The sequence below is a fragment of the Nocardioides sp. NPDC127514 genome (assembly GCF_040302125.1).
Classification (GTDB): domain Bacteria; phylum Actinomycetota; class Actinomycetes; order Propionibacteriales; family Nocardioidaceae; genus Nocardioides.
This window is the reverse complement of record NZ_JBEORF010000041.1, coordinates 43,006-54,449: the sequence shown is the minus strand read 5'-3', so window position 1 is coordinate 54,449 and position 11,444 is coordinate 43,006. Positions and strand designations below refer to the sequence as shown.

Below are 11,444 nucleotides of genomic sequence, written 5' to 3'. Positions count from 1 at the left end.
CGAGTCGGCGGTGTCACCTACGGCGTCGCGCGCACCGGCAACCACACCGCCGCGGTCACCGTGAAGACCGAGGGCAAGACCAACACGGTCCTTATCGAGCGCTGAGGGGACCGTGTTGGTCTCGACACGCTCGGCCGCAGGCGGCCTCGCGGCTCGACCTGCGGGGGCGACGACGAAGTTGATCATGTTGCTGTTGTCGTAGTCCTTGGCGATGACCCTGCCGGGGTTGCCGCAGACGAGACTGTGAGGCGGGACGTCCTTGGACAGCACCGTGCCGGCGGAGATCGTGCAGCCGTCGCCGACCGTGATCGCGCCGGTGATCACCGCGCCGGGACCGATCCAGACGTCGTCGCCGATCGTGGGCAGACCCTGGTCGCCGTCGGCGATGCGCTGGCCGATGGTGACGTTCTGGTGCAGGACGCAGTTGCTGCCGACCACGGCCGGGCCGACGATGATCCCCGAGCGGTGCATGAGCAGCAGCCCGGGCCCGATGTCGGCACGCCGGAAGATGTCGGCGTGGTGGACGCGGATGTTGCGCCGGTTCCAGAACCAGTAGACCCCCAGCGCGAGCACGCCGAGCAGGCGGTTGCGGGTGCGCAGCCGGGTCGCCCAGCGTCCGAAGCGGTAGCAGGCGACGCAGTGCAGCTCGTAGTCGAAGAGCCAGAACCGCAGCCTGGACAGCCAAGACGTACGCGGACCGTCGAGGACGATCGCGTACATCTTGGCCAGGTCGACCTCGAAGTCGCCTGTCACCCGGGCACCGTCAACTAGCAAGGCGCTCTCGTTCCTGGGCCGCTGTCTTCCGGCCGACGTACGCCACCAGGTTGGCGACGCCGTCGAGGTTCTCGGGCACGGTCTCGGCCTCGTCCACGGAGATCTCGAACTCCGCCTCGAGGAACTCGATGAGCTCCAGGATCCCGGTCGAATCGATCACGCCCGACTCGACCAGCGACTCCGACGGCCCGGGCAACCGGGTCTCATCACCCAGCAGCAGGCTGTCCAGGATGAAGCCTTCGATCGTGCGCTGTACGTCCGCCATCACATCTCCCTGTTTGTGAACGGTCTACGAATGCCCCTCCGTTCTGTCAGCCGAAGCGGGTCGGGAGCAGAAATCGGGCCCGGAGATGCCGACATTGGGTGATAAACGGGGTGATCCCGATGCCCTGGCATACCTGCGCGAGCAAACCTTCGGGCACCGTCCGGGATCGATCGAGGAGCGCCATGTGCGGGATCTGTGGGGTGCTGAGCAGCACCGAGGCGCCTGACCCTGCCCTCGTGCGGGACATGCTGGGCGCTCTCGCCCACCGTGGCCCCGACGGCAGCGGCTACTACCGCGACGAGCGGGTCGCGCTCGGCCACACCCGGCTGGCGATCGTGGACACGGTCGGCGGCACCCAGCCGATGACCGGCAGGTCCTGCCGAGCCTCCGGTGAGAGCGAACAGGTCTGGGTCACCTTCAACGGCGAGATCTTCAACCACGTCGAGCTCGCCGCCCAGCTCCGCTCACGCGGCCACGTCTTCGACACCCGCTCGGACACCGAGGTCATCGTGCACGCCTGGGAGGAGTGGGGGCCGGGCTGCTTCGATCGGTTCAACGGCCAGTGGGCGCTGGCGATCTGGGACCGCCGGACGGGATCGCTCGTCCTCTCCCGGGACCGCTTCGGTGTCCGCCCGCTCTTCTACACGCGCGCCGCCGGCCAGCTGCTCTTCGCCTCCGAGGTCAAGGCCCTGTACGCCTCCCCCGACGTCCCGCGCGAGCTGGACCCGGCCGGGCTGGACCAGGTGCTGACGCTGTGGTCCACGGTCGCCCCGCGCACCGTCTTCCGGGACATCGTGCAGGTGCCGCCGGGCTCGTACCTGACCTTCAGGGACGGCGTCGAGGTCGAGCGCCGCTACTGGGCGCCCTCGTTCCCACCGGCGGGAGCCGAGGAGCTCACCGATCTGGAGGCCAATGCCGAGGCGCTACGTACGACGCTGATGGCGGCCACCCGGCTGCGGTTCGAGCGCAGCGACGTGCCCGTGGCCGCGTACCTCTCCGGAGGGATCGACTCCGCGGTCACGGCCGGGGCGATCGCCGCCGGCAGGATCGACCACAGCACCAGCGCGCCCCTGCATACGTTCTCCCTCCGGTTCGCCGAGGCCGAGTTCGACGAGGGCGGCTTCCAGGCGCTGATGGCCGAGCGGCTCGGCACCGTCCACCACGACGTCGTGGTCAGCGAGCGCGACATCGCCGACGTCTTCCCCCAGGTCGTACGCCACGCCGAGTCGCCGCTGCTGCGGACCGCCCCGGCACCGATGTTTCTGCTCTCCCGGCTCGTCCGGGAGGCCGGCTTCAAGGTGGTCGTCACCGGCGAGGGCGCCGACGAGGTGCTCGGTGGCTACGACATCTTCCGCGAGGCCAAGATCCGGGACATGTGGCTGCGGGACCCGGCGGCCGCCGAGGCGGCCGTCGAGCAGCTCTACCCGTGGATGCACCGCTCCCCCAACCAGGCGCCGGCGTTCGCCCGCAGCTTCTTCTCGCGCAACCTCTCGGCCGACGACCTGGCGATGTCGCACCGGCCGCGGTGGGACTCCACGGCGGTGCTGGCCTCGATGCTGCGGCCCGAGATCCGGTCGGTCGGGGGCAGTGCGGCCGGCGTCGTCGACGCGATGCCCGCCGCGGCCGCCTCGTGGGACCCGGTCGCGCGCGCCCAGTGGCTGGAGATGACGACCCTGCTGCCTGGCTACATCCTGGCCTCCCAGGGCGACCGGATGCTGATGGGCAACTCGGTCGAGGGCCGGTTCCCGTTCCTCGACCCGCACGTCGCCGAGCTCGCCGGCCGGGTCCCGGCAGAGCACAAGATCCACGGCATGGACGAGAAGCACCTGCTCAAGCGGGCCTTCGCCGACCTGGTGCCCGAGCAGATCCTGCGCCGCCCCAAGCAGCCCTACCGGGCGCCCGACGCGGCCGCGTTCTTCGCCGGCGGCACTCCGGACTGGGTCTTCGACGTCACCTCCGGCTCCGCGCTGGAGGCCGCCGGGGTCTTCCGGCCGGAGCTCGTCCAGCGGCTGCTGGAGAAGGCCCGGCGGACGGACGGCCGGGGCCTGGGCAACACCGACAACATGCGCCTGGTCGCCGTCCTGTCCACCCAGCTGCTGCACAGCGAGCTGCTCGCCGCACCGACCTCATCGGCCGCACCGCCGGCCCCGCTCACCGTCTTCGACACCACTCTCGGGACCACCAGCCTCGAGCCCACAGGAAGGACCTCAGCATGACCACGACCAGCTCAAGAACGACAGCCGCAGCGTACGGACTGGAGACGCTCAGCTTCGACGAGGAGGCGGAGGCGAACCGGATCGGCGAGACGATCCGCCGCTATCTGGTGGCCAACAAGCGCAAGGGCATCGTGCTCGGCGTCTCCGGCGGGATCGACTCCAGCGTGGTCGCCGCGCTGGCGGTCAAGGCGCTGGGTCCGGACCGGGTCTTCGCGCTGCACATGCCCGAGCAGGAGTCCTCCGACGACACGATCGGGTTCAGCACGAAGCTGACCGATGCGCTGGGGATCGACTCGGTCCTCGAGGACATCTCCCCGGTCCTGGTCGGCCTCGGCGCCTACCAGCGGCGCGACGACGCGATCCGGCGGGTCGTGCCGGCGTACGGGCCTGGGTGGAAGTCGAAGATCGTGCTGCCCAGCGTGGTCGACTCCGACGCGTTCCGACTCTTCTCGGTCGTCGTCGAGGACCCGTCCGGCGCGCAGAGCGCGCACCGTCTGACCACCGAGGCCTACCTGGAGATCGTGGCCGCGACGAACTTCAAGCAGCGTGCCCGCAAGGCGCTGGAGTACTTCCACGCCGACCGGCTCAACTACGCCGTCGCCGGCACCCCGAACCGGCTCGAGTACGACCAGGGCTTCTTCGTGAAGCTCGGTGACGGTGCCGCCGACGTGAAGCCGATCGCACATCTCTACAAGTCGCAGGTCTACGCGATGGCCGCCCGCCTCGGCGTACCCGAGGAGATCCAGGCCCGCCCCTCGACCACCGACACCTACTCGTTGGAGCAGTCGCAGGAGGAGTTCTACTTCTCGCTGCCCTACCAGCGGATGGACCTGTGCCTCTACGGGCTCAACCACGACGTCCCGACCGCCGAGGTCGCCGAGGCCACCGGCCTCACCGTCGAGCAGGTCGAGCGCGTCTACCGCGACATCGAGCAGAAGCGGCGCACCACCGCCTACTTCCACGCGGCACCCGTGCTCGTCGAGGAGGTCCCGTTGAATATCAAGACTTCTTGATATAACGTCGGCAGGCATGAGCACACCACCCTTCATCCCTGCCGACCACCTCGGCGCCGTGAACCGCGCCCTGACCACCACGACCCGCGGCGGCGAGGAGCTGCGCGTGCTCGTCGTCGAACGCAGCTACGACGCCGAGCCCGACGAGGTCTGGGACGCGCTGACCACCAAGGAGCGCATCCCCCGCTGGCTGATGCCGGTCACCGGCGACTTCGAGGTCGGCGGCCGCTACCAGCTCGAGGGCAACGCCGGCGGCGAGATCCTCGCCTGCGACCGCCCGAAGCTCCTCTCGATCACCTGGGCCTACGGCGACATGATGTCCTGGGTCGACGCGACCCTGACCGCCACCGGCGGCCGTACGCTGCTCCGCCTCGAGCACTCCGCCCCCGTCCCGCCGGAGCAGTGGAAGGAGTTCGGTCCCAGCGCCGTCGGCATCGGCTGGGAGCAGATGCTGCTCGGCCTGGCCCTCCACCTCTCCGCCCCCGAGGCCGAGAAGATGGACCCGATGTCCCCCGACGCACTGCCCGCGATGATCGAGCACACCCAGGGCTCCGCCGCCGCCTGGGTCGAGGCCGACATCGCCTTCGGCACCTCCCCCGACCAGGCCCGCGCCGCCGGCGAGCGCTGCGTAGCCGCCTACACCGCGATGCCGGAGCAGTAGCCGCGTTGCACGCCTTCGACGTCCTCGGCGATCCCGTACGCCGCCGCATCCTCGAGCTCCTCGCCGACGACGACCTCACCTCCGGCGAGATCGTCGAGACCATCTCCGCCGAGTTCGGCATCCGCCAGCCCGCCGTCTCCATGCAGCTCAAGGTCCTGCGCGAGCACGGCTTCGCCAACGTACGCCCCGACGGCACCCGCCGCATCTACTCCCTCGACACCGGCCCCATGGCCGAGGTCGACGCCTGGCTCACCCCCTTCCGCCGCTTCTGGACCCAGCACCTCGACGCTCTCGACACCGAGATCAGGCGTGGACGCAGGAAGGGCTCCACGGCGGACTGACGCCGCTTGGGGACCGGCAGCTCGGCGGCATGCGCGGACGCGTTGCCATTGCATAAACCATTGGTGACCGACCTGCTCCGCTGATGTACTGATGGCCGCCGCGAGTCTGCCGCGTGACGGAGGTGGTGGGTGTGACTGGCTACGAAGCACTTGCCGAGGTGTACGAATGGCTCATCTCGGATGCAAAGCTGGCTCCGGCCGAGTTCGCTGCGTCATTCGATGACGTTCTCGGTCTTCTGCCATCGGACGCTCACGTCCTCGATTGTTCGTGCGGAACTGGACAGTTGGCGGTCGGCCTCGCCGGCCGGGGCCTGCAGGTCGTCGCAACTGACGCCAGCGAGGCGATGGTTCGTAGGACTGCGGAGTTGTCGAACGAGTTCAGGGCACCTGTCCGGACAGTGCGGGCGGACTGGCAAGAGCTGCCCGACCATTTCGACGACGACACCTTCGACATGGTGTTCTGCGTCGGCAACTCACTGCACCACGCGGAGGGCACGCGAGGCAGAGTTGCAGCTCTGGAGTCGATGTCACGGCTTCTGCGCCGTGGCGGGCGCTTGGTACTCACCTCCCGCACGTGGGAACTCGTGAGGGCCAGAGGTTCCCGGCTGGACATCAGTGACCGACTCGTCCGCCGGAACGGACGCGACGCCGTCGTGATCTACCGCTGGGAGATCGCGCCGAACTGGGAGGACGAGCACCACATCGAGATCGCGATCGCCCAAGTGGATGCAACCGGGTCGGTTCTTGCCAGCTCGGAACTGCTGTCGAGCTGGCCCTATCGATACGACGAACTCGAAGCCGAGCTGCAGCGGGTCGGACTCCAGGTCGAATTGAGCACGTTCAACCCTGAGGCCGAGAACTACACGGTGGTGGCGAGCAAGGTATAGACAACGGACTCTCAGTCCGTGGCCGGACCGCGCGGCAGCGACCAAGAGGCGTGCATCCTGCCTTCGCCATGAGGTGACGCGCAGGTCTTCCTACCCCGCCGGCAGGGAACGGCGAGTGCGGAGGCAAGCAAGTCAGCCGAACGCCCCGTGGGCACCGGGACAGCTTCAGCGAGACTGCCCTACCTGTTAGGGGCGGCGGGTGAACCTGATGGTGCCGTCTGGCAACCGCTCATGAACGTACGCCGCGTTGTGCGCGAGGCGGTGATGATGCGGGCACAACAAGGCCCCGTCCTTCAGGTTCGTCTTGCCGCCGGCGGCCCAGGGGTCGAGGTGGTGGGCGTCGCACCATTCCGGTGGCATGTCGCAGCCCTCCGCCTGACAGCACTTCTGCTGGATCCGCATCGCCTTGCGTTGAATCGGCTGGAAGAACCTGCTGCCACGACCGGCGTCGAGGACCTCGCTGCCACCGCCCAGGACCCAGGGGATGATCGTGGCGTTGCACGCCATCCGCCGCGCCTCGGCCGCGGAGATCGTGACCCCGTTGGTCTCGTCATAACCCAGGGTGGCGATGCCGAGGTCCTTGCGGAGCTCCTCCAGGGAGATCACCACGTTGACCACGGTGGCATCACCACCGTGACGGGGCAGGGCGGCCGGGTCGACGGTCTCGAGCAGCCGCGAGAAGCCTTGGCCCATGAGTCGTTCCCACGGCGGCAACGGAGCACCCTTGCCGACGAGTTGTTGTTTGCGGGGCTGGGCCCAGGCCTCGACCAGCCGCTTGAACCGCATCCCCATCGAGACCGGCAGCACCCCGTCGAAGCCGATGGTGCCGTCGTGGTTGTCCCAGACCCGTAGCGCGGTCTTCTGCTGAGCCCGTTCCTCCTCGGCCAGGAGGGCTTGGGCTTCGGCGTCTTCGAACCGGGCCGGGTCGATCTCGCCCAAGATCCGTCGTCCGACGATGCGGAGTTCGTTCGCGGTCAGGCGACTGGCGTAGTCAACGAGGAGCTTCTCGGCGAGGACCAGGTCCTCGGCGCTGGCGACGGGGTCGGTCTGGATCTTGTCGAGCGCTTGGGTGATCACCCTTGCTTTGTCCTGGGACACGACGCCTTCGGCGAGGCCGGTGGCGACGAGGTCGTACTTCGCGACACTGGTCGCGAGCTTGATCTGCGACCGTGCCACAGCCTTGTCGACCAAGAGGTCGGTCCGCATCCACCCGGAGGCGTCCTTCGCACCGGTCTCCTCGGCGATGTCACCGGCCGTGGCGAGCACCCTCAGCTTCAATGCGGCTTGTTGGGCCTGGAGCTTCTCCAACCGTTCGAGCAGGTCCTTCTTCTGCTCCGTGCGCCAGTAGGCCGGATCGGTGGCCAGCAGGTCTTGAAGCGCAGACTCGATGGCGGCCAAGGCAGCGTCGATCGCATCGCCGGGGTTAGCTCCCCAGTGGTCGATCGAACGCCCGAGACTCATCGCCTTTCCTCTCCTCAGAGGTGTGCTGTGACGGGTCTGATTCTACGCTCCCCAGTCCTGTCTGGCCACCTATTTTCCCTGATCAGACATCATTTTCGCGGTGAGCGAACGGCATCGCATCTGTGGATGGTAAGTGGCCCGAAGGGCCACCCTCACGCCCCGTCAACGCCAACCCAAACGCGCAAGATTCCGCTGCGCCACACCCGGGCCGCCGCCCCGATAGCCAGCCAAATCTTTCTCGACGGGCCCCGGTGTCAAGGACCGCGAAGCGGCCGGCGAAGCCGGCGGCCGCAGGCCGTCCTTGACTCCGGGGTTCGTCGAGAAGACCCTCGAAAACGGGTCGGCGGCCCACCCCAACCAAGAAAACACAGCCCGCAAGTGACCCGAACCTCAACGGATCCGAGCCCGACGCCGATCAGTAGTGATGAGCTCGACATTGATCCCAGCAGCCCGAACGAACGCGATGAGCTCGTCGTCGAACATCTCCCCCGGCTGAGGCGGACTGAGCGTACGAGCCCCGGCGACCCCGAGCTCGACCAGAGTCGACTCGAGGTCAGGAGCCATGAAGGCCAGATGATGGAGACCGTACGCATGCGGCCCAGGAGTCACCGGAGTGATGAGCTTGATCGCGATGGAGTCGGGCTTCTCCAGGAACACCCCGGAGACCCCGTGGCGGGTGTTGACGACCGGGTCCGTGACGCGGCGGTAGCCGAAGAGCCGCTCGAAGGCCTCGGCCGAGCGGTGCAGGTCGCGGACCTGGATGCCGATGTGGTCGAGTTGCAGGTCAGGCATCCACACCTCCCGAAGGAGCACCTTCGGCGACGGCGGTGGCGATGGCCATCCGTGGTCCGGGAACGGTGGCGACGCGGACCGTGGTGACCCCGGCGAGAGCCGCGAGATCGGCCGCGGGGCCGTCGAGAGAGACCGAGAGCGACCCGGGAGCATCCTCGAGCACGGTGATCCCGCGCCACGGCAGCGGCCCGGACCATTCGCCGGGACCGAGGGCCTTCCAGACGGCCTCCTTGGCGGCGTACCTCATCGCGAAGGCCGTGGCGGGGGTCGTGGCGGCCATGCACTGGGCGATCTCGGCGTCGGTGAACCAGCGCGCCCCGAACCCGGAGCCACGCATCGCCAGGAGCCGAGCGAAGCGCCTGATGTCGGCAACGTCGATCCCGACCCCCTGCAGGCTCATCGCACGCTCATCGTCCTGTGTCAGCACCTCAGGCGACCGGACTGTGGGTCGCCACCATCTTGAGCAGCTCGGCGGCGACGGCCTCCGAGCCGGTCTCGTTGAGATGACCGCGGTCGAAGGTCAGGTTCTTGTTGAGCACGTAGTAGGTGGTGCCGTCCTGGCTGCGCTCCCCGGTGCCGTCGGACTCGGCGGCGGCGATGTCGACGAGGCGGCCGGTGGAGCCGTACTTCTCCCGGATCATCGCGTTGTAGCGCTCCCGGGCGATGTTGTCGGCCGGCCCCATCTCGTCGTCGCGACCCAGGGCCGCCTTGACCTTGGACTTCCAGTTGCGGTCGGCGGTGAGCGGCACGGTCGTGTAGAGGAAACGTACGTCGGGATGGGCTGCCTCGACCTCGTCCATCATCGACACATAGGCGTCGAAGACGGCCTGCACATCGGTGGAGGCGGTGATGTCGACGTAGCAGAGCTTCATCAGCGCCACGTCGACGTCCTTCCCGGCAGGGCTGTCCACCAGCTTCGTGAACGCGGCGAACTTGCTGAGCGGATCCTCGTTCACCCCGATGTAGGCATGCCGCATCGTCGCAGCCTCCGCATCAGTCATGCTGGCACCGGAGATCTCGGGACCAGTCACATCGGCCATGGCCGGCGCCGGCATCGAGGCATCTGCGTACACCTTCGAGACCCCGTCGAGGATGTTCATCCCCACGGAGTTGTGCCCGAAGAGCACCGTGGTCTGCCCCACGACCTGCAGCTCGGACTCGCTGGGCTCTGCGATCGCGACCTGCTCGTTCATCCCTGGACTCCTCAGCAACCATGCCGCGGCCAGCGCGACCGCGACCACCAGCAATCCTGCGCACACTCCGGCCAGCACCTTCACCGGACCGGAGACCTTCCTCTTCGACATCCTCAACCCACCTTGACCCCTTCGAAGCCGGCATCATCAGCATCATCGACGTCGTCGTCCTGTCCCTCGGCCGGCTCCTGGGCCAGCCGCAGACACATCGCGCGTACGTCACGCTTGATGACCTTCCCGTTCGCGTTCATCGGCAGCGCGTCGACGAAACGGACGACCTCGGGCACCATGTGCTTCGAGAGCCGCTCGCGACAGTGCGCGATCACGTCGGCGCCGCGCAGCCCCGACCCGCGGCGCCGCACCACCACCAGCTCGACCCGCTCGCCGGCGGCATCGTCCGGGAGCCCGACCGCGGCCGCCGCCACCACGTCCGGCAGATAGAGAGCCGCGGACTCGACGTCCTGGCTCGCGATCCGGTGCCCCCACGACTTGATGAAGTCCTCGACCCGGTCGACCACGTAGATGTAGCCGTCCTCGTCGACCTTCGCCAGATCTCCCGTACGCAGCATCCCACCGGGCATCTTGCGGGCCGTCGCCTCGGGGTCGTCGAGATAGCCGGGCGAGATGTTCGCGCCGCTGGCCCAGATCTCGCCGACCTCGCCGGGGGCGACGTGCACCCCGTCGCGGTCGAGCACGCGCAGGTCCACGCCCGGGATGCCCCGGCCGATCGATCCCGGCCGCAGGGAGACCTGCTCCGGCGGGAGGTAGGAGAGCCGCGCGGTGGCCTCGGTCGCGCCGTACATCACGAAGACCCGCGCCTGCGGCTGGGCCCGCGCCATCTGCTCCACCAGAGCGGGGGCCAAGCGGCCGCCGGCCTGCTGGATCGTCCGCAGCGACGGCAGCGCCGTGCTGCCGAAGGTGCTGTTGCGCAGCAGCATCCCGAAGGTCGACGGCACACCGGCGAAGCCGGTGCAGCGGGCGGACGCCATCCGGTCCACCACCGCCTGCGGGAAGACGAACGTGGGCTGGATGATCATCGCGGCACCGGCACGCAGATGGGTGTGCAGGAGCGAGAGCCCGAAGACGTAGGTGAACGGCAGCACGACCAGCATCCGGTCCTCGGACGTGATGCCGAGGTAGCCGAGGATCGAGGTCGTGTTCGCCTGGATGTTGCGGTGGGTGATCCGCACCGCGCGGGGGTCGCCGGTGGTGCCGGAGGTGAACATGTAGAGCGCGTCCTGGTCCGGGTCGACCTCGACCGCGTCGGACAGCTCGACCGGCGTCGCTCGCTGCTTCGGGACCAGCCGCTCCTTCCGCTCCACCACGACCGGGAGGCTCCGGGGCAGGCTCAACCGCAGGGCCTCGGCCTGGGCCCGGCCCACCAGCAGCGCGTCGGCGCCGACCCAGCGCGCCCGGGCCACCACCTCCTCGGTCGGCAGCGTGACGGCCAGCGGCACCACGATCAGCCCCATCCGGAGCGCCGCGAGATAGGCCGAGGTCCAGAACAGCCCGTTGGGCGCCATGATCCCGACCGGCGTGCCCGGATTCAGACCGAGCACGGAGAGCCGTCCCATGAGCACGGACACGCTGGCTCGCAGCTCTTCGAAGGTGTACTCGCGACCCGCTTCGGCGAGCGCGATCGAATCCTCGGGCGCGTGCTCGAGAAGAAAGTCGGCTGTGTTCAACGTGGCCCGTCCCCCGGGATGCTTGGGCCGGGACCGTTCCCGGCTACGGCAACGTCGCATGCCTCACCTCGACCAGCGGTGGGCCGCTCGGCAGGCTGCCTGAAATTGAGTACGCGACCCACCCATCGGTCCCGACTCGACTCCGCTACGCGTCGA

12 protein-coding genes are annotated in these 11,444 nt (G+C 68.6%); 5 read left to right on the top strand and 7 right to left on the bottom strand.

Translation table 11 applies throughout. The annotated features are described in order from the left end of the window. Together ABTX24_RS26890 and ABTX24_RS26885 are read right to left on the bottom strand one after the other, a co-directional pair. On the bottom strand, window positions 1-753 hold a 753-nt coding region (locus ABTX24_RS26890), incomplete at its 3' end, for a serine O-acetyltransferase (protein WP_350844021.1). Window positions 754-763: 10 nt separating this feature from the next. After that, entirely contained in the window at window positions 764-1,039 is a 276-nt protein-coding gene (locus tag ABTX24_RS26885) for an acyl carrier protein (RefSeq protein ID WP_160025076.1), read from the bottom strand. 182 nt (window positions 1,040-1,221) lie between these two features. Here ABTX24_RS26885 and asnB point away from each other — a divergent pair, with 182 nt between their 5' ends. The 5 genes from asnB to ABTX24_RS26860 all read left to right on the top strand — a co-directional run bounded on the left by asnB (window position 1,222) and on the right by ABTX24_RS26860 (window position 6,157). Next, complete coding sequence (gene asnB / locus ABTX24_RS26880) at window positions 1,222-3,255, top strand: asparagine synthase (glutamine-hydrolyzing) (protein ID WP_350844019.1); 2,034 nt, start codon at window positions 1,222-1,224, stop codon at window positions 3,253-3,255. Then, the gene (nadE, locus tag ABTX24_RS26875; RefSeq protein ID WP_350844017.1) at window positions 3,252-4,268 is read left to right on the top strand and encodes an NAD(+) synthase; all 1,017 of its coding nucleotides are present in this window, start codon (window positions 3,252-3,254) and stop codon (window positions 4,266-4,268) included. Before asnB ends, nadE begins: the two co-directional genes overlap by 4 nt. Window positions 4,269-4,284: 16 nt before the next feature. After that, window positions 4,285-4,929: an SRPBCC family protein gene (locus tag ABTX24_RS26870; protein WP_160025079.1), complete on the top strand. Its 645-nt coding sequence runs from the start codon at window positions 4,285-4,287 to the stop codon at window positions 4,927-4,929. A gap of 5 nt (window positions 4,930-4,934) precedes the next feature. Beyond that, window positions 4,935-5,270: an ArsR/SmtB family transcription factor gene (locus tag ABTX24_RS26865; protein WP_350844015.1), complete on the top strand. Its 336-nt coding sequence runs from the start codon at window positions 4,935-4,937 to the stop codon at window positions 5,268-5,270. A 131-nt stretch (window positions 5,271-5,401) separates the two neighbouring features. Further along, window positions 5,402-6,157, top strand: a complete 756-nt coding sequence (locus ABTX24_RS26860; RefSeq protein ID WP_350844013.1) for a class I SAM-dependent methyltransferase — start codon at window positions 5,402-5,404, stop codon at window positions 6,155-6,157. Window positions 6,158-6,343: 186 nt separating this feature from the next. On the opposite strand, the gene ABTX24_RS26855 is transcribed toward ABTX24_RS26860, so the two are convergent. The 5 genes from ABTX24_RS26855 to ABTX24_RS26835 form a co-directional block, all read right to left on the bottom strand. After that, window positions 6,344-7,618: an HNH endonuclease signature motif containing protein gene (locus tag ABTX24_RS26855; RefSeq protein ID WP_350844012.1), complete on the bottom strand. Its 1,275-nt coding sequence runs from the start codon at window positions 7,616-7,618 to the stop codon at window positions 6,344-6,346. A gap of 390 nt (window positions 7,619-8,008) precedes the next feature. Continuing rightward, window positions 8,009-8,410, bottom strand: a complete 402-nt coding sequence (locus ABTX24_RS26850) for a VOC family protein (RefSeq protein WP_350844010.1) — start codon at window positions 8,408-8,410, stop codon at window positions 8,009-8,011. Continuing rightward, complete coding sequence (locus tag ABTX24_RS26845; RefSeq protein ID WP_350844008.1) at window positions 8,403-8,810, bottom strand: holo-ACP synthase; 408 nt, start codon at window positions 8,808-8,810, stop codon at window positions 8,403-8,405. Before ABTX24_RS26845 ends, ABTX24_RS26850 begins: the two co-directional genes overlap by 8 nt. Before the next feature lie 28 nt (window positions 8,811-8,838). Beyond that, window positions 8,839-9,714, bottom strand: a complete 876-nt coding sequence (locus ABTX24_RS26840; RefSeq protein WP_350844006.1) for an SGNH/GDSL hydrolase family protein — start codon at window positions 9,712-9,714, stop codon at window positions 8,839-8,841. A gap of 2 nt (window positions 9,715-9,716) precedes the next feature. Continuing rightward, entirely contained in the window at window positions 9,717-11,288 is a 1,572-nt protein-coding gene (locus ABTX24_RS26835; protein WP_350719883.1) for a class I adenylate-forming enzyme family protein, read from the bottom strand. Window positions 11,289-11,444 lie beyond the last annotated feature (156 nt).